At 63.8% G+C, this 24569-nt stretch carries 22 protein-coding genes; 13 read left to right on the forward strand and 9 right to left on the reverse strand.

Features of this window, described 5'->3' with window-relative positions; genetic code table 11:
- Positions 1-612: TraX family protein (locus DK261_RS32485; RefSeq protein ID WP_110177545.1), on the reverse strand; the 612-nt coding region annotated here is incomplete at its 3' end.
- A 224-nt stretch (positions 613-836) separates the two neighbouring features.
- Here DK261_RS32485 and DK261_RS32490 point away from each other — a divergent pair.
- The 4 genes from DK261_RS32490 to DK261_RS32505 all read left to right on the forward strand — a co-directional run bounded on the left by DK261_RS32490 (position 837) and on the right by DK261_RS32505 (position 5273).
- The gene (locus tag DK261_RS32490) at positions 837-1877 is read left to right on the forward strand and encodes a low specificity L-threonine aldolase (RefSeq protein WP_110177483.1); all 1041 of its coding nucleotides are present in this window, start codon (positions 837-839) and stop codon (positions 1875-1877) included.
- A 167-nt stretch (positions 1878-2044) separates the two neighbouring features.
- Positions 2045-3490, forward strand: coding sequence for a cytosine permease (locus DK261_RS32495; RefSeq protein ID WP_110177485.1), 1446 nt, complete (start codon positions 2045-2047; stop codon positions 3488-3490).
- Positions 3487-4311 (forward strand): nitrilase-related carbon-nitrogen hydrolase, encoded by an 825-nt coding sequence (locus DK261_RS32500; protein WP_110177487.1) that lies wholly within the window; start codon positions 3487-3489, stop codon positions 4309-4311. Before DK261_RS32495 ends, DK261_RS32500 begins: the two co-directional genes overlap by 4 nt.
- Before the next feature lie 137 nt (positions 4312-4448).
- Positions 4449-5273 carry an NAD(P)-dependent oxidoreductase gene (locus DK261_RS32505; protein ID WP_028684188.1) on the forward strand — a complete coding sequence of 275 codons (825 nt, stop codon included), beginning with the start codon at positions 4449-4451 and terminating at the stop codon, positions 5271-5273.
- Positions 5274-6272: 999 nt separating this feature from the next.
- On the opposite strand, the gene gbcB is transcribed toward DK261_RS32505, so the two are convergent.
- Positions 6273-7373, reverse strand: coding sequence for a glycine-betaine demethylase subunit GbcB (gene gbcB, locus DK261_RS32510; protein WP_009051230.1), 1101 nt, complete (start codon positions 7371-7373; stop codon positions 6273-6275).
- 283 nt (positions 7374-7656) lie between these two features.
- Here gbcB and gbcA point away from each other — a divergent pair, with 283 nt between their 5' ends.
- On the forward strand, positions 7657-8952 hold the full coding sequence (gene gbcA, locus DK261_RS32520) for a glycine-betaine demethylase subunit GbcA (RefSeq protein ID WP_009051232.1): 1296 nt from the start codon (positions 7657-7659) through the stop codon (positions 8950-8952).
- 841 nt (positions 8953-9793) lie between these two features.
- Here gbcA and DK261_RS32525 read toward each other — a convergent pair.
- From DK261_RS32525 to DK261_RS32550, 6 genes are all read right to left on the reverse strand, one after another.
- A complete protein-coding gene (locus DK261_RS32525) occupies positions 9794-10564 on the reverse strand; it encodes an electron transfer flavoprotein subunit beta (protein ID WP_009051233.1) in 771 nt (256 codons plus the stop codon).
- 15 nt (positions 10565-10579) lie between these two features.
- The gene (locus DK261_RS32530) at positions 10580-11800 is read right to left on the reverse strand and encodes an electron transfer flavoprotein subunit alpha/FixB family protein (protein ID WP_009051234.1); all 1221 of its coding nucleotides are present in this window, start codon (positions 11798-11800) and stop codon (positions 10580-10582) included.
- Entirely contained in the window at positions 11800-13749 is a 1950-nt protein-coding gene (gene dgcB / locus DK261_RS32535; RefSeq protein WP_016704210.1) for a dimethylglycine demethylation protein DgcB, read from the reverse strand. Before dgcB ends, DK261_RS32530 begins: the two co-directional genes overlap by 1 nt.
- A gap of 163 nt (positions 13750-13912) precedes the next feature.
- Positions 13913-15973, reverse strand: coding sequence for a dimethylglycine demethylation protein DgcA (gene dgcA, locus DK261_RS32540; protein WP_038575195.1), 2061 nt, complete (start codon positions 15971-15973; stop codon positions 13913-13915).
- A gap of 15 nt (positions 15974-15988) precedes the next feature.
- Entirely contained in the window at positions 15989-16519 is a 531-nt protein-coding gene (locus tag DK261_RS32545) for a DUF5943 domain-containing protein (protein ID WP_003228980.1), read from the reverse strand.
- 162 nt (positions 16520-16681) lie between these two features.
- The gene (locus DK261_RS32550; RefSeq protein WP_007926352.1) at positions 16682-17659 is read right to left on the reverse strand and encodes a dipeptidase; all 978 of its coding nucleotides are present in this window, start codon (positions 17657-17659) and stop codon (positions 16682-16684) included.
- A gap of 227 nt (positions 17660-17886) precedes the next feature.
- On the opposite strand from DK261_RS32550, the gene DK261_RS32560 reads away from it, so the two are divergent.
- The 4 genes from DK261_RS32560 to DK261_RS32575 all read left to right on the forward strand — a co-directional run bounded on the left by DK261_RS32560 (position 17887) and on the right by DK261_RS32575 (position 19530).
- Complete coding sequence (locus DK261_RS32560; RefSeq protein ID WP_009051237.1) at positions 17887-18288, forward strand: lysozyme inhibitor LprI family protein; 402 nt, start codon at positions 17887-17889, stop codon at positions 18286-18288.
- Between the two features lie 230 nt (positions 18289-18518).
- Positions 18519-18773, forward strand: coding sequence for a type II toxin-antitoxin system RelE/ParE family toxin (locus DK261_RS32565; RefSeq protein ID WP_009051238.1), 255 nt, complete (start codon positions 18519-18521; stop codon positions 18771-18773).
- Positions 18712-19080: a helix-turn-helix domain-containing protein gene (locus DK261_RS32570; RefSeq protein ID WP_110177490.1), complete on the forward strand. Its 369-nt coding sequence runs from the start codon at positions 18712-18714 to the stop codon at positions 19078-19080. The genes DK261_RS32565 and DK261_RS32570 overlap by 62 nt, the downstream gene beginning before the upstream one ends.
- A 33-nt stretch (positions 19081-19113) precedes the next feature.
- A complete protein-coding gene (locus tag DK261_RS32575; RefSeq protein ID WP_038636180.1) occupies positions 19114-19530 on the forward strand; it encodes a DUF3010 family protein in 417 nt (138 codons plus the stop codon).
- 98 nt (positions 19531-19628) lie between these two features.
- Here DK261_RS32575 and DK261_RS32580 read toward each other — a convergent pair whose 3' ends face one another.
- Positions 19629-20576 (reverse strand): GlxA family transcriptional regulator, encoded by a 948-nt coding sequence (locus DK261_RS32580; RefSeq protein ID WP_016704212.1) that lies wholly within the window; start codon positions 20574-20576, stop codon positions 19629-19631.
- 193 nt (positions 20577-20769) lie between these two features.
- On the opposite strand from DK261_RS32580, the gene choX reads away from it, so the two are divergent.
- The 4 genes from choX (at position 20770) to DK261_RS32600 (ending at position 24460) form a co-directional block, all read left to right on the forward strand.
- Entirely contained in the window at positions 20770-21714 is a 945-nt protein-coding gene (gene choX / locus DK261_RS32585; protein WP_101283795.1) for a choline ABC transporter substrate-binding protein, read from the forward strand.
- Between the two features lie 73 nt (positions 21715-21787).
- A complete protein-coding gene (locus tag DK261_RS32590) occupies positions 21788-22675 on the forward strand; it encodes a 3-keto-5-aminohexanoate cleavage protein (protein ID WP_009051243.1) in 888 nt (295 codons plus the stop codon).
- Positions 22676-22873: 198 nt separating this feature from the next.
- The gene (locus tag DK261_RS32595) at positions 22874-23839 is read left to right on the forward strand and encodes an L-carnitine dehydrogenase (protein ID WP_110177492.1); all 966 of its coding nucleotides are present in this window, start codon (positions 22874-22876) and stop codon (positions 23837-23839) included.
- A gap of 144 nt (positions 23840-23983) precedes the next feature.
- Positions 23984-24460: a thioesterase family protein gene (locus DK261_RS32600; RefSeq protein ID WP_103331619.1), complete on the forward strand. Its 477-nt coding sequence runs from the start codon at positions 23984-23986 to the stop codon at positions 24458-24460.
- Positions 24461-24569: the final 109 nt, after the last annotated feature.

Genomic DNA, 24569 nt, shown 5'->3' on the forward strand with positions numbered 1-24569 from the left:
CAATACGCAGGTGACCAAGGCCCAGGCCGCCACCTGGTTGCCCTGGCGCGCCGCCGGCAGCAGGCTTTCCCACTGATTGGCCGCCAGGCACAGCAACCCCGGCAGCAGCGCCCAGTACCAGCGGCGCTGCAGCACTATTAACAGCGCCAGCGGCAGCAATACGCCAAACAGGCCGAACATCAGGTAGCGGTCGAACAGCCCGCCCAGCAAGGCCGCGACGATCCCCAGCCACAGCGCCAGGCCACCGCGGCGCTGCCAGGCACGGGCCACCAGCAGGCCCAGGGCCAGGGTCGGCAGCACATTCAGGGTGTCGGGGTCGGGAATGTACAGCCGGTACGGCACTTCGCTGAGCAGGCTGAACAGCAGCAGCCAGCCCAGGTAACGCCATTGCCCCGCACCCTCGCGCTCCACCGCGCCGGCCCGCGCCACATTGGCCGCCAGCGCCAGGCAGAACCAGGGAAACGCCAGGCGCCCGGGCACATACAGCAGATCGAGGTTCCAGCCGACGTAGCGCAGGTGATCGAGCACCATGCAAAGCAGCGCCAGCCACTTGAGCAGGTCCAGGGCGCCATCGCGCCGGGCGGCCAGCGGGGTCAGCATCGGGTCTGGCATATATCCTCATGGCCTGTGCATTTTTCACCCATAAACAGAGCGTGTGCTCCCCCGTCAATCTTGGGTAAAGTGGCGCTCCACCGATCTCTGCGAGGCCTGCGCTGTCCTGCTGGCCCAGACCTCGTTGCAAACGCTTTACCCAAGGGCTCCTTACCCAGGAGCGCCTTATCCGGAGCCCTTTATCGAAGGACTCCCCTTTCGGACCCTTAGCACGGAAGACGGCCATGACCGACAAGAGCCAACAATTCGCCAGCGACAACTATTCCGGCATTTGCCCCGAGGCCTGGGCGGCCATGGAACAGGCCAATCGCGGCCACGAACGCGCCTACGGCGACGACCAGTGGACCGCACGCGCCGCCGATTATTTCCGCAAACTGTTCGAGACCGACTGCGAGGTGTTCTTCGCTTTCAACGGCACCGCCGCCAACTCCCTGGCCCTGTCGTCGCTGTGCCAGAGTTACCACAGCGTCATCTGCTCGGAAACCGCCCACGTCGAAACCGACGAATGCGGCGCCCCGGAATTCTTCTCCAACGGCTCCAAGCTGCTGATCGCCGGCACCGAGAACGGCAAGCTGACCCCGGACTCGATCCGCGACATCGCCCTCAAGCGCCAGGACATCCACTATCCCAAGCCACGGGTGGTGACCCTGACCCAGGCCACCGAAGTCGGCAGCGTCTACACCCCGGAAGAAATCCGCGCCATCAGCGCCACCTGCAAGGAACTGGGGCTGAACCTGCACATGGACGGCGCGCGCTTCTCCAACGCCTGCGCCTTCCTCGGCTGCTCGCCCGCCGACCTGACCTGGAAAGCCGGGGTCGACGTGCTGTGCTTCGGCGGCACGAAAAACGGCATGGCGGTGGGCGAGGCGATCCTGTTCTTCAACCACAAGCTGGCCGAAGACTTCGACTACCGCTGCAAACAGGCCGGCCAGTTGGCCTCGAAGATGCGTTTTCTGTCGGCGCCCTGGGTCGGCCTGCTGGAAAACGACGCCTGGCTCAAATACGCCCGCCACGCCAACCATTGCGCGCAGTTGCTGGCCGAGCTGGTGGCGGACATTCCTGGGGTGGAGCTGATGTTCCCGGTGCAGGCCAACGGCGTGTTCCTGCAACTCTCGGAACCGGCCATCGCTGCACTGACCACCCGGGGCTGGCGCTTCTACACCTTCATCGGTAAAGGCGGCGCGCGCTTCATGTGCTCGTGGGACACCGAAGAAGCGCGGGTCCGCGAACTGGCCGCGGACATTCGCCAGGTCATGGCCGGCTAAGCGCCTTCGCCGGCCCGCTGCTTCCTGTCGCGACCAGGAGCGGCGGGCCGGCGCTGCGTGACATCAGTTCACAGATTCCTGAACTGATTATTTCCCGCCACTGATTCAACATCACAGGCGTATATCCGAGACTCCGGGGTCAATTTATAAAAACAAGGCAATACCCCATGACCAGCCTGCCCGCGGCAACGGAAAAAGCCCCGTCACCCAGCCTCAAGATCGAAACCCGTTCCATCGACTACGTGCCGCGCCACGAGCGCCACGGCAAGGTCTGGCACCAGGGACCGTTCTGGTTCACCGGTAACTTTGTCCTGACCACCATGGTCACCGGCTTCACCGGCGCCGCCCTCGGCCTGAGCCTGCACTACTCGATCCTGGCCATCGTCCTCGGCGTCTGCCTGGGCACCTTCTGCATGGCCTTCCACGCCAACCAGGGACCCCGCATGGGCCTGCCGCAGATGATCCAGTCGCGGGCGCAATTCGGCCTGCGCGGCGCCATCGTGCCGTTCACCGCCGTGGTCTTCGTCTACATCGGCTTCAATGTGTTCAACGTGATCCTCGCCACCGATGCGATCAACACTGTGGTACCCGGCGCGCGGGCGCCCTGGTACAGCCTGATGATCATCCTCGCGGTGATCATCGCCGTGGTCGGCCATGACCTGCTGCACGCCGTGCAGCGCTGGCTGACCTACATCATGATCAGCGTGTTCAGCGTACTGACCGTCAGCGCGCTGATGACCCTGCAGGCCGATGCCGCCGTGGCCGACGCGCATTTTTCCTGGTCGGCCTTCCTGATCCAGCTGTCGGCGGCCGCCGGCTACCAGATCAGCTACTCGGTGTATGTCTCGGATTACTCGCGCTACCTGCCGCACAAGACCTCGTCGCGCCAGGTGATTTTCTGGACCTACCTGGGCGCCGCGGGTTCGGCGCTGTGGCTGATGTCCCTGGGCGCCTTCCTGGCGTCCGCCCTGCCGTCCCCGGACGCCATCGGCAGCGTCCGCGAAGTCGGCAACCAGATGATCCCGGGCTTCGGCACCTTCACCGTGCTGATCGCCGTGCCCGCCCTGGTCGGCATCATGGCGGTCAACTGCTACGGCGCGATGCTCACCGGCATCAGTGCCATCGACGGTTTCCTGCAGATCCAGCCGAACCTCAAGAGCCGGGTGGTGGGCATTGCCCTGGTGGCGGTGGTGATTTTCCTGATCGCCATGAACATCCCCGACAGCTACCTGGCGAGCTTCAACACCTTCGTGCTGCTGATGCTGTATTTCCTGGTGCCCTGGACCGCGGTCAACCTGGCGGACTTCTACGTGGTGCGCAAAGGTCACTACGCCATCAGCGACATTTTCAACCCGGCCGGCATTTATGGCCGCTGGGCCATGCCTGGGCTGGTCGCCTATTTCCTCGGCCTGATCGCAATGATTCCGTTCATGTCCCTGAGCTTCTACCAGGGCCCGGTTTCCCGGGCGCTGGAGGGCGCGGACATTGCCTTTGTCATCGGCCTGGCCGTGGCCGGCGTGGCTTACTGGGCGCTGACCCGTGGCCTGGACCTGGATGTCGAGCGCCTGGCGATCCAGGCCAGCGAACGCCAACTGGAAGGAGTCGGCCAATGACTGGACCGCATACCCTGAAAGTCGCCTGCCTACAGCTCGCCCCGCGGGTGGGCGAGCTCGACTACAACCGTGACCTGGGCCAACGGGCCATTCGCGAGGCCGCCGCCGAGGGCGCCCAGGTGGTGGTGCTGCCGGAACTGGTGCAAAGCGGCTATGTGTTCGCCGACCGGCAAGAGGCGCTGGCGCTGTCCGAGCCCCTCGACGGGCCGACATTGACCCTGTGGAAGGCCCTGGCTGCGGAACTGCAGGTGGTGATCGTCGGCGGCTTCTGCGAGCGCCTGAATGCCGGGCAAGTGGCCAACAGCGCCGCGCTGGTCGAGCCCGAAGGGCGGGTGACGGTGTATCGCAAGGCCCATCTGTGGGACCGGGAGAAGCTGGTATTCACGGTCGGCGACCAGCCGCCACCGGTGGTCGAGACCCGTTTTGGCGCGATCGCGATGCTGATCTGCTACGACCTGGAGTTCCCGGAATGGGTGCGCCTGCCCGCGCTGGCCGGCGCCGCCCTGCTCTGTGCCCCGGTCAACTGGCCGGACGGGCCGCGCCCCCTGGGCGAGCGCCCGGCGGAAATGGTCCGGGTCCAGGCCAACGCCGCGGTCAACCGCATGTTCATCGCCGCCTGCGACCGCTGCGGCGACGAGCGTGGCGTGGCCTGGGTCGGCGGCTCGCTGATCGTCGACGCCGACGGTTATCCGCTGGCCGGCAGCGCCCGTCATCCCCAGCAGCAACTGCTGCTGGCGGAGCTGCCCCTGGCGGACGCCCGGCACAAACACATCAGCGCCCATAACCACGTGCACCTGGATCGCCGTCCGGCGCTGTACTGAGTCCTCCCCCTGCCGCGGGCAAGGCCCGCGGCCCAGCGCCTTTTCGCCCCCGCCCCGCACACGCGCCAGACATGAACTAGATTGACTGGCGAGCCGCTGTACCCGCTCGGATAACGACAATAATCAGGAGCGTCTCCATGTCCTTACAAGGCAAGACCCTGTTCATCACCGGCGCCAGTCGTGGCATCGGCCGCGAGATCGCCCTGCGGGCGGCGCGGGACGGGGCCAATATCGTGATCGCGGCGAAAAGCGCCGACCCTCATCCCAAGCTGCCCGGCACCATCTTCAGCGTGGCCCGCGAGGTCGAGGCGCTGGGGGGCAAGGCCCTGGCCCTGCAAGTGGACGTGCGTGACGAAGAGGTGGTGCGCCAGGCCCTGGCCAAGGCCGCCGAGCAGTTCGGCGGCATCGATGCGCTGGTCAACAATGCGGGGGCAATCAAGCTGACCGGGGTGCAACACATCGAGCTCAAGCGCTTCGACCTGATGCACCAGATCAACACCCGCGCCGTGCTGCTGTGCAGCCAGGCGGCCCTGCCCTACCTGAAAAGCAGCGGCGGCCACATTCTCAACCTGTCGCCGCCGCTGAACCTGGCGAGCAAATGGTTCGCCCAGTACAGCCCCTACACCGTGACCAAATACGGCATGAGCATGCTGACCCTGGGCATGAGCGAGGAATTCAAGAACTACGGCATCAGCGTCAACTCGCTGTGGCCGCAGACCATGATCGCCACCGCCGCCATCGAGTTCCAGCTGGGTTCACGCGAGTCGTTCAAGCATGCGCGCACGCCTGCGATCATGGCCGACGCGGCTCATGCGATCCTCTCCAGCAGCCAGCGCCGCATCACCGGGCGCTTGCTGATCGACGAGGAAATACTGCGCGAACAGGGGGTGAGCGATTTCGCCCATTACCGCTTCGATCCCGACAGCAGCGAAGCGCTGATGACGGATCTGTTTATCGATTGAGCGGGTATCGGTCGGATAGCCGGGATGAATGGCATTCCGGCGCAGCCGTCGCGAACCGTCCGACACCTTTGCCTGACAGACCGTGAAAGAGGTGTTTGTGGAGGTTTCACCTGCCCCGCAGAAACGGGGGCTTGCCATGAACATCCGTCCGATCCCAAGCCTGCCCAAAGGCGAATACGCCTGATCAATACTCGGCACTCAACTCAAGTGTTCCATTCGCTCCAATTTCAGCAACTTGAGTCAGTACTTCGCCAGCCTGTCTGGAGACACCCTCCGATTCGAATCATTAACTACATAGCTAACAACAGCACGAACTTAGTACTCGTCCTATGGATAGGGTCCCTCCCCCTGCGCCAGACTTCAGTTCCTTCTCCTGAACCCTATTAACCACTACTCAAAGAGAGGCAATAATGAAATACCTGATCTTGGCTTTATCACTCCTATCGATCAACAGCATGGCATACGCGGGGAAAAACCCCTGTGAATACGGCGAGCCTAAGTGCATTTGCTTCCCTAGCGGCCAGTGCATAGACGCTGGGGATGTTGGCATCTTCCCTTAATCCTTTGCGTTATAAACATCGGGCGGCTTTAGATAGCGGCTCGATGTTTTACCTCCCAAACATTGCACACTCATCGATTGGGAAGCTTTATATTGCCCTCCTGAAATTTCAGGGGCCCATCCTATAACGCCAGCGTCTCTTCACCGTCTTACATACTCTTCACTCGCCCACCTGCCTTTAAAACAAAGATGCCCGAAGCGGCCACTTATTCCTCAAGACTCACTGCCAGGAGAACTAGAGACGGCACTCCGGCACAGACGCCTCTGCGCAGGCTTACATAAGCCGGGCCGGCTTTATCGGTGCGGGCCACCGTTGTCGTTCACGCCAGAAGTTCGGTTACCTGCGTCACGATTTTCTGCAATTCGCTCAAGTAGCCATTGCGGCACGGGTGTTATTTCACGGTCGACCCCAGGCCAGGCCCGGGATCGCAAACCCTCGATCAATACTCGACCCGCACATCCCCCTTCGGCACGCTGCAGCAGGACAGGATGTAGCCTTCGGCTTCGTCTTCCTCGGTGATGCCACCGTTGTGGTCCATCTCCACTTCACCGCCCAGCTTGAGCACCTTGCAGGTGCCGCAGATGCCCATGCCGCAGGCCTTGGGGATCATCAGGCCAAGCTTGGCCGCGGCGGCATGGACAGTCTCGCCCGGCGCCACGCGGATGCTCTTGCCGGAAGCGGTGAACTCCACCTGGTGCAGGTCGGCGACGTCGATTTCCGGCGCCTCGGCGGCCTGTTCGGCCTGTTCCACGGCGTCGGCACGGGCTTCCGGTGGCGTCGCGCCGAAGGATTCCTCGTGGTAGCGCGACATGTCGAAGCCACTGGCCTCGAGCAGGCGCTTGACCGCGTTCATGTAAGGGGTCGGGCCGCAGCAGAACACCTCGCGCTCGAGGAAGTCCGGCGCCATCAGCTCCAGCATCTTGTGGTTCAGGTAGCCGCGATAACCGGCCCAGGGCTCGCCCAGGCCATGTTTCTCGCAGATCAGGTGCAGGCTGAAGTTGTCGATCCGCGACGCCATGTGCTCCAGCTCGCGGTGATAAATGATGTCCTTCGGCGAGCGCGCGCTGTGGATAAACACCATGTCGACATTGCCGTTGGTGTCGTAGAACCAGCGCGCCATGGACATCACCGGGGTGATGCCGACGCCGCCGCTGAGGTAGAGGACTTTCGGGCTCGGGAAGTCGATGGCGTTGAACAGCCCCACCGGCCCGTGCACCGCCAGCTCCTGGCCTTCGTGCAGGGTGTCGTGCAGCCAGTTGGACACCTTGCCGCCAGGGACGCGCTTGATGGTCACCGAGAAGCTGTAGGGCACCGAGGGCGAGCTGGAAATGGTGTAGGAACGCATGATCGGCTGGCCTTCGATCTCCAGCTCCAGGGTGACGAACTGCCCCGGCTTGAAGAAGAACATGATCGGCTGGTCGGCCATGAAACAGAAGGTGCGCACGTCCCAGGTTTCCTGGATGACTTTGACGCAACGGACGATGTGTCGGCCATTGGCCCAGGTCTGGGTGGTTACCGGGTTCAGGAAGTTGTTGGACATGCTGATCTCCACGGCCGACTGCCGGCCTTTATGTGGCGATTGTGCGCAGGCCCATAAACACCCATTTACCTATCTGCGACATTCACATACTTATCGCGACCAGCCCCCAACCACCGGGGCTTGCGCGTCGGGAACAGATTGGGCCATGTCGCCCATGGATAAGGTTCTGGACCGCGCCGGCCCCACACTCGCCTCAACTGATAACCGCTGATTTTCTTTCAGCCTTGCGTAGCAACCGTAGTCACTTTCGCCGGCCACACAGATGGCCATGAGGACCAAAACGATGGACGTCACCGCAACCCTGAGCCTGGGCGATCCGCTGGAACCCGCACGCAAGGCCACCGCACAAATGCTCCAAGAACGCGAGCGGACCTTTTCCCTGCCGCAGCCGTTCTATTGCGACGAGCGCCTGTTCGATATCGACATGCAGGAGATCTTCCAGAAGGAATGGCTGATCGCCGGCATGACCTGCGAGATTCCGACCAAGGGCAACTACATGACCCTGCAGGTCGGCAAGAACCCGATCATCGTGATCCGTGGCGCCGACGGCGTAGTCCATGCCTTCCACAACGTCTGCCGCCACCGCGGTTCGCGCCTGTGCACCAGCGATAAGGGCAAGGTCGCCAAGCTGGTCTGCCACTACCACCAGTGGACCTACGAGCTGGACGGCCGCCTGCTGTTCGCCGGCACCGAGATGGGCGCCGACTTCGACATGAAGCAGTACGGCCTCAAGCCGGTGAACGTGAAGACCGCCGGTGGCTACATCTTCATCAGCCTCGCGGAAAACCCGCCGGCCATCGATGACTTCCTGGCGACCCTGACGCACTACATGGAACCCTACGACATGGAGAACACCAAGGTGGCGGTGCAAACCACCTTGATGGAAAAGGCCAACTGGAAGCTGGTGCTGGAGAACAACCGCGAGTGCTACCACTGCGGCGGTTCGCACCCGGAGTTGCTGAAAACCCTGCTGGAGTGGGACGACGTCACCGACCCGCGCGCCGACCAGGCGTTCAAGGACCACGTGAGCGCCTGCGCCACCGCCTGGGAAGCCGAGAAGATCCCTTACGCCCACGCCAGCTTCGGCCTGCGTAACCGCATCGTGCGCATGCCGCTGCTCAAGGGCACCGTGTCCATGACCATGGACGGCAAGCAGGGCTGCGCCAAGCTGATGGGCCGGATCAAGAACCCGGACCTGGGCTCGATGCGCATCCTGCACCTGCCGCACTCGTGGAACCACTGCATGGGCGACCACATCATCGTGTTCACCGTGTGGCCGATCAGCGCCCAGGAAACCATGGTCACCACCAAGTGGCTGGTGCACAAGGACGCGGTCGAAGGCGTGGACTACGACGTCGAGCGTATGCGCCAGGTGTGGGACGCCACCAACGACCAGGACCGTCGCCTGGCCGAAGAGAACCAGCGTGGCATCAACTCCACGGCCTACCAGCCAGGCCCGTACTCCAAGACCTACGAGTTCGGCGTGGTCAACTTCGTGGACTGGTACAGCGAGCGCATGCTGAGCAACCTCGGCGCCGAACCGGCTCCGTACCTCAAGGGCGTGCCGGTTCACGGCTGACCCCGAGTCCTTGCTCGCGATGACCGCGACACGGTGCATCTGCCACACCGGGTTATCGTTCATCGCGAGCAAGCTTCGCTCCTACCAGGACGAAGTCGCTGTACAAAATCTGATCTACCCCCTTCCCGGCCATGGCCGACAAGGCCCCCAGCCTTCCGCGAACAAGTTATCCACATCTCCACCCACAGCAAATGTGGGCAACTCGGCTTTCAGCCAGCTGATTCATTGTCAGAACCTGAAGAAAATCCGTGACTTATCCAGAAAGGCCTTTTCCATACAGCTTTGATCGTTTTTTGATCATCAGCCTGTAAGCCACGTATTTAAAGGGCCATAGACGAAGGCGAACACCTTATCCACAGAAGCGCCAACAGACTTTGGGGGCAACTTCGCAGTGAAAGGCATCGGGCTGTGGAAAACCGCCGAATAGCGCGAAATATCGAGGCTTCAGTACGCCGGCAAGGCAAAACCCCGGATTTGCCTATTTTTTGACCAACCCCTTGCAGACCGCTGTTTATATGGCTCTCAGCGGACAGCGAACATCTTATCCACAAAGAGGCCAACAGACTTTGGGGGCAAGTCGGCAGCAGCAGAGGAGCGAGGGAATTCCTTATCCACAGAAAAACCTTCGGAAAAACCTCGACTTAGCTTGATCATTTTTCGTACAACGCGCTGCAGCGCTTGATTGGCGAGGCTTGCAGAGAGGGACGAACATCTTATCCACAGAGGCGCGCACAGGGATTGTGGGTAACCGTGGATGCAGGAGGGGAATCAGTCACAAGCAAGCCGCGCCCCTATAGGAGCGAAGCTTGCTCGCGATAACGGTGGAGCGACAGGCCTGGCCCTAACGGACCACGCCTTCTTCGATCAACAGCTTGAGGATGGCCTCGGCCCCGGCTTCGGCGCTGACGCCCTTGAGCACCTGGCCACCACCGCCGCTGGCCTTGGCAGTCGCGGCTTTCATGCGGTCGGCGCCGCTCTTGGCCTTGATCACTTTCAGGCGCTTGGGCCGGGGTTTGGCCGGTTGCAGGGTGGCGCTGGTGAACAACTCATCGTCGAGCACTTCCACCTGCCGCGCCTGCAGCACCCCGCGTCGGGCCGGGCCGTAGGCACTCTGCCGTGGCTTGGGCGCGGCGTTATCCACAGTGGCGAGGAACGGCAGGCGCACCTTCAGCCGACGGCGCTGGCCACGCGGCAGGGCTTGCAGCACCAGGGCCACGCCACTGTCGATGGATTCCACCTGGGCCAGGCCCACCACCAGCGGCCAGCCGAGGTTTTCCGCCAGCAGGAACGGCAGCATGCCCGAACCTTCGCCGGTTTCCGCCTGGCTGCCGGTGAGCACCACTTGCGCCCCGGCATCGCGCAGATAATCGGTCAGCGCCGGCAGCGCATCGGCACCGGCCGACTGCTCCAGCACGTGCATCTGTTCCAGGCCCATGCCCAGGTACGCGCGCAGGGCCGGTTCGGCGATATCGCCGGCATGCAGCACCTGCAGCCTGTCCCCGGCCAGTTGCAGCCCCAGCTCGACCGCCCGCGCATCCTGCTCGGCACGCCGTGGCCGGCCGGAAGTCGGGTGGGCGCCGATGGACACCAGGCTGATCACATTAGTACTCATAACCCTATCCTTCCCTTAAGCCGCATCGCGCTTGGCGCCGTTGCGGTAGGCCTCTACCGCCGCGATCAAGGCTTGAAGAAGCTCGGCGCTTTCGCCAATCACCGACAGGTCGGCGCGTTTGATCATGTCGCAGCCCGGATCGAGGTTGATCGCCACCACCTTGTCGCAGGCACCGATGCCCTGCAGGTGCTGGATCGCCCCGGAAATCCCCACCGCCACGTACACCCGGGCGGTAACCCAGGTGCCCGAGGCGCCGACCTGACGGTCGCGGGCCATGAAACCGTCGTCCACCGCCACCCGCGACGCGCCTTCGGTGGCGCCCAGGGCCGCGGCGGTCCTGTGGAAAAGCTCCCAGTCCTTGACCCCGTTGCCGCCGGAGAAAATGAATTCGGCCTCGGCCATGGGAATCGCCGCCGGGTCCACCGCCACCGCGCCCAGGTCTTCGATCCGCGCCAGGCTGCGCGCCACCGTTGTGGATAACTCCACCGGCAGGGCTTCGTGGCGGGTTTCGCTGACCGGTTCCGCGCATTCGGCGGCGGCCAGGATCAAGCGTGCCAGCGGCCGGGCCAGGTCCTGCAAGCCGGCACCGGCGCGGCCGATGCACTGCTCGTCCTTGACCTGCCAGACCCGCGTGGCCGGGCGTTCGCCCAGGGCCGCGGCAAAGCGTCGGCCCAGTTCGCCGCCACCGGTGCGGCTGTCGGGCAGCAGCCAGTGGCGCGGGCTGAACTGGTTATCCACAGCCCGCAGGCCCTGGACCCGTTGTTCCGGTGCATAACCGCTGAATTCGTTGCCTTCCAGCACCAGCAGGCGGTCGACGCCGGCCGTGGCGAAGGCGTTTTCCTTGTGCTCGCCGAACACCACCGCCAGCACCGCGCCGTCCTTGCCGGCCAACTGATGGGCCAGGCCCAGCAGGTCGCGGTCGTGGCTGCTCAGGCGGCCGCCGACCATGTCCGGCACCACGCTGATGTAGAACGCCGGCTGCGCCACCTGATGCAACGGCAGCTGGACTTCGACCGCAGCACTGCGCTTGACCGCCCCGCCCTGCTGGGCGCCGCTGCGGTCGATGCGCTTGATGCCGTTGGGGCCGATGAAACCGACCCCGTGGGGGTTCTTGCGGATGATGCCGTTGGGCCCCATCCAGCTGTGCTGCGCCGGCTGCATGGCCGCGTGCAGCGGGTGCAGGCGGTTACGGGCGATCCATTCGGCCCGCGGGTCGCGGCGGATAATGTCGCTCATCAGTGGGCCTCCGCAGGTTCACGTTTGGCCGGGGTCGCCGGCTTGCCGGGCGCGGCGTCTTCCAGCAAGGCGTCGGCCACCAGTTCGGCAATGTCCTTGATCAGCGGTCGTGGTTCGACCACGCCTTCGAGCATCGCGGTGCATTGTGGACAACCCACGGCCACCAGCTCGGCGCCGGTTTCGCGGATGTCGTCCATGCGCATGTCGGGGATCCGCTGCTTGCCCGGGATGTCGGTGATCGGCGCGCCGCCGCCACCGCCGCAGCAGCGCGAGCGGAAACCGGAACGTTGCATTTCCTTGACCTCGATCCCCAGCGCCCGCAGCACTTCCCGCGGCGCCTCGTACTCGCCGTTGTAGCGGCCCAGGTAGCACGGGTCGTGATAGGTCACGCTGTTGCCTTTGTGCTGGCCCAGATTCAGGGCACCAGCGGTAATCAGCTCGGCCATGTAGGTGCTGTGGTGCTGCACCACGTAGTCGCCACCGAGGGCGCCGTATTCGTTTTTCAGCACATGGAAACTGTGGGGGTCGCAGGTGACGATGCGCTTGAAGCTGTACTTGGCCAGGGTCTGGATATTGCGCTTGGCCAGCAGCTGGAAGGTCGCCTCGTCGCCCAGGCGCCGGGCCACGTCGCCGCTGTCGCGCTCTTCCAGGCCGAGTACCGCGAAGTCGACCTTGGCCGCTTTCAGCACTTTGACGAAGGCGCGCAGGGTGCGCTGGTTGCGCATGTCGAACGCACCGTCGCCAACCCAGAACAGCACGTCGGTGGTCTTCTTCTCGCCCAGCAGCGCCAGGTTGAGGTCCGCCGCCCAGTTCATCCGCCCGCCCGGGGCAAAACCGCCCGGGTTGTCGGTGGCGATCAGGTTTTCCAGGACTTCGGCGCCCTTGTTCGGGGTGGCGCCCTTCTCCAGGGTCAGGTGACGACGCATGTCGACGATGGCATCGACGTGCTCGATCATCATCGGGCATTCCTCGACGCAAGCGCGGCAAGTGGTGCAGGACCACAGGGTCTCGGCGTCCACCAGGCCGTTGACGATCGGCTGGTGCGGATTGCCGCTGTGTTCGCCAATCGGTTTACCCGGATACGGGCTGCCAGCGAACTTGGCATCGGTACCGCCCGCCAGGCCAACCACCATGTCCTGGATCAGCTTTTTCGGGTTCAGCGGCTGGCCGGCGGCAAAGGCCGGGCACGCGGCTTCGCATTTACCGCACTGCACGCAGGCGTCGAAGCCCAGCAGTTGGTTCCAGGTGAAATCCTTGGGTTTTTCCACGCCCAGCGGCGCGTTCGGGTCTTCCAGGTCCAGCGGCTTGAGGCCGGTGGAACGGCCGCCGCCAAAGCGCTCGGCGCGGCGGTGCCAGGCCAGGTGCAGGGCACCGGCGAAGGCGTGCTTCATCGGGCCGCCCCAGGTCATGCCGAAAAACAGCTCGGACACGCCCCACAGCACGCCGATGCCGAGGATCACCGCCAGTACCCAGCCACCGAAGTTTTCCGGGAGGATCCCGGCCACCGGCAGGGTCACCAGGAAGAACGACGCCGAGAACGCCAGCAGGCTTTTCGGCAGGCGCATCCACGGGCCTTTCGACAGGCGCGCCGGCGGGTTGCGGCGGCGCAGGTAGACGAAGATCGCGCCGACGAACATCACCGCCGACATCAGCAGCAAGGCGTAGCCGAGGATGCGGTTATGCAGGCCGAAACCGTGCACCAGAATCGCCAGCACGATGGACGCCACCGCGCCACCGGCCGTGGCCACGTGGGTGTTGGCGATGTATTTGTCCCGCGCCACCACATGGTGCAGGTCGACCATGTAGCGCTTGGGCATGGCCAGCAGGCCGCCGATCAGGTCGACCTTGGACGCACGGCCCCGGCGCCACATGGCCACCCGCCGCAACGCGCCCAGGACAGCCAGGCCGATGGCTGCGAACAGCAGGATGGGAAGAAGGGTGTTCAACATGGTGGAGCTCCCAAAGACCTCGGGCTTAACTACCTGGATGACTTGCTCGTCCTCTGTAGGAGCGAGGCTTGCCCGCGAAGACGTGCTGACATTCACCGTGGATGTCGGCAGATCCATTGCTTTCGCGGGCAAGCCTCGCTCCTACAGGGTTATCCACAAGCGCTTAGAAATCCTTGCAGATCCGCAGGGCGTCATAGATGGCCGCGTGGGTGTTGCGCTGCGCCACACAGTCACCGATGCGGAACAGCAGATAACCGTCGCCCGCCTGGCTCAACGAAGGCTGCGGCTTGATCGCGAACAGCGCTTCGACGTCGACCTGGCCCTTGTTGCGCGAACCTTCCTTGAGCGCGTAGTAGATCGCTTCGTCAGGCCGCACGCCGTTTTCCACCACCACCTGGTCGACCACCCGCTCCTCTTTGGCGCCGGTGTATTCGTTCTCCAGCACCGCCACCAACTTGTCGCCTTCGCGGTAGACCTTTTCCAGCATCATGTCGCCGGTCATGATCACTTCTTTGGGGTACATACTGCGGTAGTAGGTCGGGAAGGACGTACCGCCGATGGCCACGCCCGGCTTGATGTCGTCGGTGACGATCTCGACCTGGCTGCCCTTGTCGGCGAGGAAGTCGGCCACCGACATGCCGGTGAACTCGCAGATGGTGTCGTAGACCAGCACGTTCTTGCCCGGCGCAACCTTGCCGTCGAGCACGTCCCAGCTGCTGACCACCAGCCCTTCGGCGGCGCCCCAGTGCTCGTTCTGCTCGAGGAACGGATGCCCGCCGACGGCCAGCACCACGATGTCCGGACGCAGGTCGAGGATGGTCTCGGCATCGGCTGCGGTGCCCAGGCGCAGGTCGACCTTCAGCCGTGCCAGCTCCAGCTGGTACCAGCGGGTGATACCGGCGATCTGGTCGCGTTGCGGCGCTTTCGCGGCGGTGGTGATCTGCCCGCCGATGGCCTCTTTCTTCTCGAACAGGGTCACGTCGTGGCCCCGTTCGGCCGCCACCCGTGCCGATTCCATGCCGGCAGGGCCGGCACCGACCACCACCACCTTGCGTTTCGGCCCGGTGGATTTCTCGATGATGTGCGGCACGCCCAGGTACTCACGGGAGGTCGCGGCGTTCTGGATGCACAGCACGTCCAGGCCCTGGTACTGGCGGTCGATGCAGTAGTTGGCGCCCACGCACTGCTTGATCTGGTCGATCTGGCCCATCTTGATCTTGGCGATCAGGTGCGGGTCGGCGATGTGCGCGCGGGTCATGCCGACCATGTCGACATAGCCGCCTTCCAGGATACGGGTAGCCTGGTTCGGGTCCTTGATGTTCTGCGCATGCAGCACCGGAACCTTGACCACTTCCTTGATCCCGGCGGCCAGGTGCAGGAACGGCTCCGGTGGATAACTCATGTTCGGAATCACGTTGGCCAGGGTGTTGTGGGTGTCGCAACCCGAACCCACGACGCCGATGAAATCGAGCATGCCGGTGTCGTCGTAATACTTGGCGATCTGCTTCATGTCCTCATGGGACAGGCCGTCCGGGTGGAACTCGTCACCGCAGATACGCATGCCCACGCAGAAATCGTCGCCGACTTCGGCGCGCACTGCCTTGAGCACTTCCAGGCCGAACTTCATCCGGCCTTCGAAGCTGCCGCCCCATTCGTCGGTCCGCTTGTTGACCCGCGGGCTCCAGAACTGGTCGATCATGTGCTGGTGCACGGCGGACAGCTCGACGCCGTCCAGGCCGCCGGCCTTGGCCCGGCGCGCGGCCTGGGCGTAGTTGCCGATCACCCGCCAGATCTCTTCCGGCTCGATGGTCTTGCAGGTGGCGCGATGCACCGGTTCACGGATGCCCGACGGCGACATCAGGGTCGGCCAGTTGAAACCGTCCCAGCGCGAGCGGCGGCCCATGTGGGTAATCTGGATCATGATCTTGGCACCATGCTTGTGCATGGCGTCGGCCAGGTTCTGGAAGTGCGGAATGATGCGGTCGGTGGACAGGTTCACCGAGCTCCACCATTCCTGCGGGCTGTCGATGGCCACCACGGACGAGCCGCCACAGATCGCCAGGCCGATACCGCCCTTGGCTTTCTCTTCGTAATACTTCACGTAGCGGTCGGTGGTCATGCCGCCGTCGGTGGCGTAGACCTCGGCGTGCGCGGTGCTGAGCACCCGGTTGCGGATGGTCAGTTTGCCGATCTGGATCGGCTGGAACATCGCTTCGAAAGCCATTTTTCTTAACTCCGCTTACAACGGCTTGACGGTGAACAGGCCATCGTCGTGGCCTTCTTCGGAACCGCCGTAGACCTGTTCGGCGACGGTGCGGATCTTGCTACCGCGGGCGGCCAGAATCTGGTCCATGGCGCCGGCGAACCAGCCGGTGAACATGTAGTCGACCTTGCGTCCGACCTTGCCGTACACATAGACGAAGGCCGAGTGTTCGAGCTTGACGCTGGCGGTGCCCTTGTCGAGGTCGATGTCCTGGATCTTGAACAGGCCCCAGCCGCGCTGCGACAGGCGCTTCATGTAGTGCTCGAACACCGCGACGCCTTCCAGGCCGTGGCATTCGGCTTCTTTTTCGCACCAGTGCCAGGCGGACTTGTAGCCGGCCTTGTAGAGGATCTCGGCATAGGCCTCGGCGCCCAGCACTTCCTCGATGCCCATGTGGTTGTTGACGAAGAAGTGACGCGGCACGTACAGCATCGGCAGGGCGTCGGAGGTCCAGACACCGGTTTCGCTGTCGACTTCGATGGGCAGTTGCGGGGCGATCTTGGCCATGGGTAAAAACTCCAGAATTCTTTGGATTGGTGCATCTGTAGCCGCTGCCGAAGGCTGCGATAAGGCTCGAAGAGCCTTCCGAGGACCGCAAGAACGCGTCTCCTTCGGAGCCGATCGCAGCCTTCGGCAGCGGCTACAGGTGTGTGCAGTGGAAGGTTGGCGTTATTCGCCCCAGACGTCCTTGAGGACGTTGACCCAGTTCTCGCCCATGATCTTGCGCACCACACGCTCGGAGTGACCGCGCTTGAGCAGGGTCTCGGTGAGGTTGGGGAACTCGCCCACGGTGCGGATGCCCAGCGGGTTGATGATCTTGCCGAAGTTGGTCAGGCGACGGGCGTAGCCCTTGTCGTGGGTCAGGTATTCGAAGAAGTCCTGGCCATGGCCCTGGGTGAAGTCGGTGCCAATGCCGATGGCGTCTTCGCCGACGATGTTCATGGTGTATTCGATGGCCTCGGCGTAGTCGTCGATGGTCGAATCGATACCCTTGGCCAGGAACGGCGCGAACATGGTCACGCCGACGAAACCGCCGTGGTCGGCGATGAACTTCAGCTCTTCATCGGACTTATTGCGCGGGTGCTCCTTGAGGCCCGACGGCAGGCAGTGGGAGTAGCAGACCGGTTTCTTCGATTCGAGGATGACTTCCTCGCTGGTCTTGGAGCCGACGTGGGACAGGTCGCACATGACGCCGACGCGGTTCATCTCGGCGACGATCTCGCGACCGAAGCCCGACAGGCCGCCGTCGCGCTCGTAGCAGCCGGTGCCCACCAGGTTCTGGGTGTTGTAGCACATCTGCACGATACCCACGCCCAGCTGCTTGAACACCTCGACGTAGCCGATCTGGTCCTCGTAGGCGTGGGCATTCTGGAAGCCGAAAAGGATGCCGGTCTTGCCCAGCTCCTTGGCCTTGCGGATGTCGGCGGTGGTGCGCACCGGCATCACCAGGTCGCTGTTCTCGCGGATCAGCTTCTGGCTGGAGGCAATGTTGTTGACCGTGGCCTGGAAGCCCTCCCACACCGACACGGTGCAGTTGGCCGCGGTCAGGCCGCCCTTGCGCATGTCTTCGAACAGCTCACGGTTCCACTTGGCAATGATCAGCCCGTCGATAACGATGCTGTCGGCGTGCAATTCGGCTGGGCTCATCAGGCAGTCCCCTTATTGGCAATTCATGCGCCGAATCGTCTGCCGGCGCTTTGGGGTCAGCATATGCCTCGGTGCCCGGGCAGCCGGGTGCAAAAACGACAGGGGAATTGCCGAAAGCGTCAATCCGCGACAAAGGGTCTGCCAGGCGTCCCTTGCCCCATCTGTTCTTTGTCATGCGCATGGGCCAGAATCCGCCGCATCACTGGATTAGAGGGGGCTGCGACGCAATGAAATCGATCTTCCTGGCTTTGGCACTGCTGGCGACTGGCGCACAGGCGGCTGAAGAAGCCGACAACTCCCCGTGCGACAGCGTCGAACAGGACCAACAGACTCTGGAATGCGCCACTTTCAACAAAACCACCGCCGAGCAACTGCTGAGCGACAACCTGCAGGGCCTGCTCGAACGCCTGGGCACGCAATACGGCAGCGACAAGGCGCAGCTGGCCGACATCACCGCCAAGGTCCAGAACGCCCAGCAGCTGTGGCAGAAACAGCGCGACGCCGACTGCGCCATCGACACCTTCCCCGCCAAACCCGGCAGCAAGGCCTACGCCATTGCCCAGGCCGATTGCCTGGCGCGCATGAGCGATGAGCGGTCGGAGTTTCTGGAGTCGATCGGGCAGGAATAGGCCCGACCGATGCCTCTGCGGCAACCGTCATGACGTCATCGCGAGCAAGCTCGCTCCTAAAGGTATGGCGCAACGCCTGTAGGAGCGAGCTTGCTCGCGAAAATCCCCTGACCTTCCCCTCCCCCCAGCTGTAACAAGCCATGAGCAATACCTGGACAAGGTTCTCGCCTTGGCCCGCAGGCGAATATAAGCAAAGATTGCTTAATCTTATAAAAGGCTTATATTCGTTCATGAACAGCATCCTGTGGACCCGTAAGGCCGTCAAACAACTGCTGCGATTGCACAGCGCCCATCAGGTACAGATCCGCGATGCGGTGACCTTGCTCGGCGACATGCCCGATACCGGCAACGTCAAGGCACTCAGCGGCCACACCTATGCCTACCGCCTGCGAGTGGGCAACTATCGAATCCTGTTCGACTGGGATGGCGCTATCCGAGTGGTCAGTATCCAAGAGGTCAAGAAACGTGACGAACGCACCTACTGACATCCAGATCATCAATGGCACGGACGGCAAGCCGGCGTTCGTGGTGATCCCTTATGCGCACTATGTGGCGCAACAGCAGGAGCCGGACCTGATCCCCCATGACGTGGTCAGCCGCATCGTTGACGGCGCCACGCCGATCCGCGCCTGGCGCGAACACCTGCACCTGACCCAGGACGAGGTCGCCAGGCGCCTGGGCATTTCCCAGTCGGCCTTCGCCCAGCAGGAAAGCGTCGCCAAGCCCCGGCGCGCCACCCGCGAGAAGATCGCCGCGGCCTTTGGCATTCGCGCCGACCAGCTGGAACTGTAAGCTGCACGCCATTCACCGAGAAAAGGTCTTTCCATGAGCATCTGCGGCATCGAAATCAAAGGCAGCGAAGCCATCTTCGCCATGGCCACCCTGCAAGACGGCACGGTGCAGCACCTGGCCAACGCCTGCAAGAAAATCGCCCTGGACGACGATGACGAGGCCACCAACGTCAAAGCCTTCGCCACCCAGGTCGCTGCCTTCGTCCGCGACAACGGCATCAGCCGCATTGCCATCAAGAAACGCAGTAAAAAAGGCGAATTCGCCGGCGGCCCGACCACCTTCAAGATCGAAGGCGTGTTCCAGCTGCTGGACAACTGCGAGGTGACCCTGCTATCGCCGCAGACCATCAATGCGCAGAACAAAAAGCACAACTTCGACCTGCCGGCGACGCTGAACAAGTATCAGCATGAGGCGTACAAGACCGCGTGTGCGGCGCTGCTGAAAAAATAACCCTGCGTAGGAGCGAGGCTTGCCCGCGATGGCGGTTTGTCTGACGCTGCGCGTTGCCTGCATCGCGAGCAAGCTTCGCTCCTACAGGATCAGGTCGCTCAGGCCTTCAGGCTTTGGCGCCGGTCTTCCCGCGGGCACTGGGCAAAACGCGCGCGATAGCTGCGGGTGAAATACGAGGGTGACTCGAAGCCGCAGGCGATGCTGACTTCCAGCACGCTCATGTCGGTCTGGCGCAGCAGTTGCCGGGCCTTTTCCAGGCGCAGCCCCAGGTAGAAGTTGCTCGGGGTGTCGTTCAGGTGCAGGCGGAACAAGCGTTCGAGCTGGCGTCGGGTGACCTTGATCGACTCGGCCAGTTGCAGGGTGCTCAGGGGCGGCTCGCTGTGTTGCTCCATCTCGCCGATCACCTGCACCAGTTTCTTGTTGCGGATACCGTAGCGGGTGGCGACTTCCATGCGCTGGTGGTCCTTGCGCGGGCGGATGCGCCCGAGCACGAACTGTTCGCTGACCTGGATCGCCAGCTCCGGGCCGTGGGCCTGGCCGATCAGGTCGAGCATCATGTCGATGGACGCGGTGCCGCCGGCCGAAGTGATGCGCCGCCGGTCGATCTCGAACAACTCCTGGGTCACGCTGAGCTGCGGATAGGACTCCTTGAACGCCTCGATCGCTTCCCAGTGCAGGGTCACGCGGTGGCCTTCGAGCAGCCCGGCTTCGGCCAGGACCACGCTGCCGGTGTCGATGCCGCCCAGGGTCACGCCCTCCACATCCAGGCGGCGCAACCAGTGCACCAGCGCCGGGGTGACGAACTTCAGTGGCTCGAAGCCAGCCACCACCAACAGGGTCGCGCCCTTCTTCAACGGCTCCAGCGCCGCATCGGCGTTGACCGACATGCCGTTGCTCGCCAATACCGCGCCGCCATCGGCGCTCAGCACATGCCAGCGATACAGCTCGCCGCGAAAGCGATTGGCCACCCGCAGCGGCTCAATGGCCGAGATGAACCCGATGGCCGAGAAGCCCGGCATCAGCAAGAAATAGAAATCCTGGGACATGGAACGCACTCGGATGACGGGCAGCGTGGCCACTGTGATACGCCGTTTCCACGCCGGGTTCAAGACGAAGGTCGCTGCAGTGCAAGAGCCGGTCGCCGCTGTGCGTTTTCAGCGCCCGCCGGCTGCGTAACGTGGCATCACCGGCGCACATAGACGCCGGGACCGACAATAACGACCTGCCGAGGAAACCTTCATGAAACGACTGATCAGCAGTTGCGTCCTTGCACTCAGCGGTACCGTCTTTCTCAGCTCCGGCGCCATGGCCGCCGACGCCGCCAGCTGCCAGAACGTGCGCCTCGGCGTGGTCAACTGGACCGACGTGATCGCCACCAGCGCCATGGCCCAGGTTCTGCTCGACGGCCTCGGCTACAAGACCAAGCAGACCAGCGCCTCGCAGCAGATCATTTTCGCCGGCATCCGCGACCAGCGCCTGGACCTGTTCCTCGGCTACTGGAACCCGCTGATGACCCAGACCATCACCCCGTTCGTCGACGCCAAGCAGGTCAAGGTGCTGGCCGAGCCCAGCCTCAAGGACGCCCGCGCCACCCTCGCCGTGCCCACCTACCTGGCGGACAAGGGCCTGAAGACCTTCGCCGACATCGCCAAGTTCGAGAAAGAGCTGGGCGGCAAGATCTACGGCATCGAGCCCGGCTCGGGCGCCAATACCCAGATCAAGGCGATGATCACCAAGAACCAGTTCGGCCTGGGCAAATTCCAGCTGGTCGAATCCAGCGAGGCCGGCATGCTGGCGGCGGTGGATCGCGCGGTACGACGCAAGGAAGCCGTGGTGTTCTTCGGCTGGGCGCCGCACCCGATGAACGTCAACGTGCAGATGACCTACCTCACCGGCAGCGACGATGCCCTGGGCCCGAACGAAGGCATGGCCACGGTGTGGACCGTTACCGCGCCGGCCTATGCCGAACAGTGCCCGAACGTCAGCCGGCTGCTGAGCAACCTGACGTTCAGCGCCGAGGACGAGAGCCGCATGATGCAGCCTCTGCTCGACCACAAGGACGCCCTGGAGTCGGCCAGGCAATGGCTGGCCGACCATCCGCAGGACAAGGCGCGCTGGCTCGAAGGGGTCACCACCTTCGATGGCAAGCCGGCCGCCGGCAACCTGAAACTGACCAGCCAATAACCACCCCGAACTCCCTCTGCGCAGCGCCAAACGGCTGCGCAGCGACTCACCACGCCTGTAAGGAACCCGCACCATGAACCACGACGTCATCATCACCTGCGCACTCACCGGTGCTGGCGACACGACCGCCAAGAGCCCCCACGTGCCGGTCACCCCGAAACAGATTGCCGCCGCCGCGGTGGAAGCGGCCAAGGCCGGCGCCACCGTGGTCCACTGCCACGTGCGCAACCCGCAAACCGGCAAGTTCAGCCGCGACGTCGCGCTGTACCGGGAGGTGATGGAGCGTATCCGCGAAGCGGACGTCGACATCATCGTCAACCTCACCGCCGGCATGGGCGGCGACCTGGAGATCGGCGCCGGCGAAAACCCGATGGAGTTCGGCCCCAATACCGACCTGGTCGGCCCGCTGACCCGCCTGGCCCACGTCGAGGAGCTGCTGCCGGAAATCTGCACCCTGGACTGCGGCACCCTGAACTTCGGCGACGGCGACACCATTTACGTGTCCACCCCGGCGCAACTGCGCGCCGGCGCCAAGCGCATCCAGGAGCTGGGGGTGAAGGCCGAGCTGGAAATCTTCGACACCGGCCACCTGTGGTTCGCCAAGCAGATGATCAAGGAAGGCCTGCTGGACGACCCGCTGTTCCAGCTGTGCCTGGGCATTCCCTGGGGCGCGCCGGCCGACACCACCACCATGAAGGCCATGGTCGACAACCTGCCGGCGGGCGCGGTCTGGGCCGGTTTCGGTATCGGCCGCATGCAGATGCCGATGGCCGCGCAGGCGGTGCTGCTGGGCGGCAACGTGCGGGTCGGCCTGGAGGACAACCTGTGGCTGGACAAGGGCGTGCTGGCGACCAACGGCCAGTTGGTGGAACGCGCCAGCGAGATCCTCAGCCGCCTCGGCGCCCGCGTCCTGACCCCGGCCGAGGGCCGGGCCAAGATGGGCCTGAGCAAGCGCGGCTGACCCGAAGGCGGTTGCCTGTAGCCGCTGCCGAGCCCGCGAGGCTGCGCACGGCTGCAACGCAGCCGCCACAAGGGCGACCACGAGTTACCTGATCCACCGCGCCGACCGGCCTTACGACTGCTGCGCAGCCGCACGCAGCCTCGCGTTGCTCGGCAGCGGCTACAGATATGTTCACTTTTGACTTTCAGGAAACCTGTCATGAGCTTTATCACCGAGATCAAAACCTTCGCTGCCCTGGGCAGCGGTGTCATCGGCAGCGGCTGGGTAGCGCGCGCCCTCGCCCACGGCCTGGACGTGGTGGCCTGGGATCCGGCGCCCGGCGCCGAGGCGGCCCTGCGCAAGCGCGTGGCCAATGCCTGGGGTGCCCTGGAAAAACAGGGCCTGGCACCGGGCGCTTCGCAGGATCGCCTGCGCTTTGTCGCGACCATCGAGGAGTGCGTGAAAGACGCCGACTTCATCCAGGAAAGCGCCCCGGAACGCCTGGAACTGAAACTCGAGCTGCACGCCAGGATCAGCGCCGCGGCCAAGCCCGATGCGCTGATCGGCTCCAGCACCTCCGGCCTGCTGCCGAGCGAGTTCTACGAGAGTTCCACCCACCCGCAACGCTGCGTGGTCGGCCACCCGTTCAACCCGGTGTACCTGCTGCCGCTGGTGGAAGTGGTCGGCGGCAAGAACACCGCGCCAGAAGCCGTGCAGGCGGCGATTAAGATCTATGAATCCCTCGGCATGCGCCCGCTGCATGTACGCAAGGAAGTCCCGGGTTTTATCGCCGACCGTCTTTTGGAGGCGCTGTGGCGCGAGGCCCTGCACCTGGTCAACGACGGCGTCGCCACCACCGGCGAAATCGACGACGCGATCCGCTTCGGCGCCGGCCTGCGCTGGTCGTTCATGGGTACCTTCCTGACCTACACCCTGGCCGGGGGCGATGCCGGCATGCGGCACTTCATGGCCCAGTTCGGCCCGGCCCTGCAGCTGCCGTGGACCTACCTGCCGGCCCCGGAACTGACCGACAAGCTGATCGACGACGTGGTCGAAGGCACTGCCGAGCAGCTCGGCACACACAGCATTTCGGCGCTGGAGCGCTATCGTGATGACTGCCTGCTCGCCGTGCTCGACGCGGTGAAAACCACCAAGGCCAAGCACGGCATGAGCTTCAGCGAATAACCCCCATCCCTGTAGCCGCTGCCGCAGGCTGCGATCGGCTCCGAAGGAGACGCGCTCATGCGGCCCTCGGAAGGCTCTTCGAGCCTTATCGCAGCCTGCGGCAGCGGCTACAGGTTCAGCCCGCCATTTTCGTGAGCCCATGACATGCCTGCACTCACCACCTACACCACCCGCATCAGCCCCGACTGGGTCGATTACAACGGCCACCTGCGGGACGCCTTCTACCTGCTGATTTTCAGCTACGCCACCGACGCCCTGATGGACCAGCTGGGCATGGACAGCAACCACCGCGAAGCCAGCGGCAACTCGCTGTTCACCCTGGAGCTGCACCTCAATTACCTGCATGAAGTGAAGCTCGATACCGAGGTCGAAGTGCGCACCCAAATCATCGGCCACGACCGCAAGCGCCTGCACCTGTACCACAGCCTGCACAAGGTCGGTGGCGACCTGGAACTGGCCGGCAACGAGCAGATGCTGCTCCACGTCGACCTCGCCGGCCCGCGTTCGGCGCCGTTCAGCGAGCCGGTGCTGAACAGGTTGCGAGCCATCGCCGCCGAGCAGGCCGACCTGCCCGCCCCTGCCTGGATCGGCCGGGTGATTGCCTTGCCGCCGGAAAAATAACCACCCCTGGGTCTGTACGAAAAGTCGGCGAGCGAAGGTCAGGCAAGGCAAAAACAGGCGAGGAAGCGGAGTGTAGGGGCCTACATGAGCATTCCGAGCCTGTTTTTAA

Source organism: Pseudomonas sp. RW409 (assembly GCF_003184125.1).
Classification (GTDB): Bacteria; Pseudomonadota; Gammaproteobacteria; order Pseudomonadales; family Pseudomonadaceae; genus Aquipseudomonas; species Aquipseudomonas chlororaphis_I.

Bases quoted from the DNA above. Each gene is read 5' to 3' on its own strand.
- DK261_RS32490 (WP_110177483.1), top strand. From the start codon at position 837: ATGACCGACAAGAGCCAACAATTCGCCAGCGACAACTATTCCGGCATT.
- DK261_RS32495 (WP_110177485.1), top strand. From the start codon at position 2,045: ATGACCAGCCTGCCCGCGGCAACGGAAAAAGCCCCGTCACCCAGCCTC.
- DK261_RS32500 (WP_110177487.1), top strand. From the start codon at position 3,487: ATGACTGGACCGCATACCCTGAAAGTCGCCTGCCTACAGCTCGCCCCG.
- DK261_RS32505 (WP_028684188.1), top strand. From the start codon at position 4,449: ATGTCCTTACAAGGCAAGACCCTGTTCATCACCGGCGCCAGTCGTGGC.
- gbcB (WP_009051230.1), bottom strand. From the start codon at position 7,373: ATGTCCAACAACTTCCTGAACCCGGTAACCACCCAGACCTGGGCCAAT.
- gbcA (WP_009051232.1), top strand. From the start codon at position 7,657: ATGGACGTCACCGCAACCCTGAGCCTGGGCGATCCGCTGGAACCCGCA.
- DK261_RS32525 (WP_009051233.1), bottom strand. From the start codon at position 10,564: ATGAGTACTAATGTGATCAGCCTGGTGTCCATCGGCGCCCACCCGACT.
- DK261_RS32530 (WP_009051234.1), bottom strand. From the start codon at position 11,800: ATGAGCGACATTATCCGCCGCGACCCGCGGGCCGAATGGATCGCCCGT.
- dgcB (WP_016704210.1), bottom strand. From the start codon at position 13,749: ATGTTGAACACCCTTCTTCCCATCCTGCTGTTCGCAGCCATCGGCCTG.
- dgcA (WP_038575195.1), bottom strand. From the start codon at position 15,973: ATGGCTTTCGAAGCGATGTTCCAGCCGATCCAGATCGGCAAACTGACC.
- DK261_RS32545 (WP_003228980.1), bottom strand. From the start codon at position 16,519: ATGGCCAAGATCGCCCCGCAACTGCCCATCGAAGTCGACAGCGAAACC.
- DK261_RS32550 (WP_007926352.1), bottom strand. From the start codon at position 17,659: ATGAGCCCAGCCGAATTGCACGCCGACAGCATCGTTATCGACGGGCTG.
- DK261_RS32560 (WP_009051237.1), top strand. From the start codon at position 17,887: ATGAAATCGATCTTCCTGGCTTTGGCACTGCTGGCGACTGGCGCACAG.
- DK261_RS32565 (WP_009051238.1), top strand. From the start codon at position 18,519: ATGAACAGCATCCTGTGGACCCGTAAGGCCGTCAAACAACTGCTGCGA.
- DK261_RS32570 (WP_110177490.1), top strand. From the start codon at position 18,712: ATGGCGCTATCCGAGTGGTCAGTATCCAAGAGGTCAAGAAACGTGACG.
- DK261_RS32575 (WP_038636180.1), top strand. From the start codon at position 19,114: ATGAGCATCTGCGGCATCGAAATCAAAGGCAGCGAAGCCATCTTCGCC.
- DK261_RS32580 (WP_016704212.1), bottom strand. From the start codon at position 20,576: ATGTCCCAGGATTTCTATTTCTTGCTGATGCCGGGCTTCTCGGCCATC.
- choX (WP_101283795.1), top strand. From the start codon at position 20,770: ATGAAACGACTGATCAGCAGTTGCGTCCTTGCACTCAGCGGTACCGTC.
- DK261_RS32590 (WP_009051243.1), top strand. From the start codon at position 21,788: ATGAACCACGACGTCATCATCACCTGCGCACTCACCGGTGCTGGCGAC.
- DK261_RS32595 (WP_110177492.1), top strand. From the start codon at position 22,874: ATGAGCTTTATCACCGAGATCAAAACCTTCGCTGCCCTGGGCAGCGGT.
- DK261_RS32600 (WP_103331619.1), top strand. From the start codon at position 23,984: ATGCCTGCACTCACCACCTACACCACCCGCATCAGCCCCGACTGGGTC.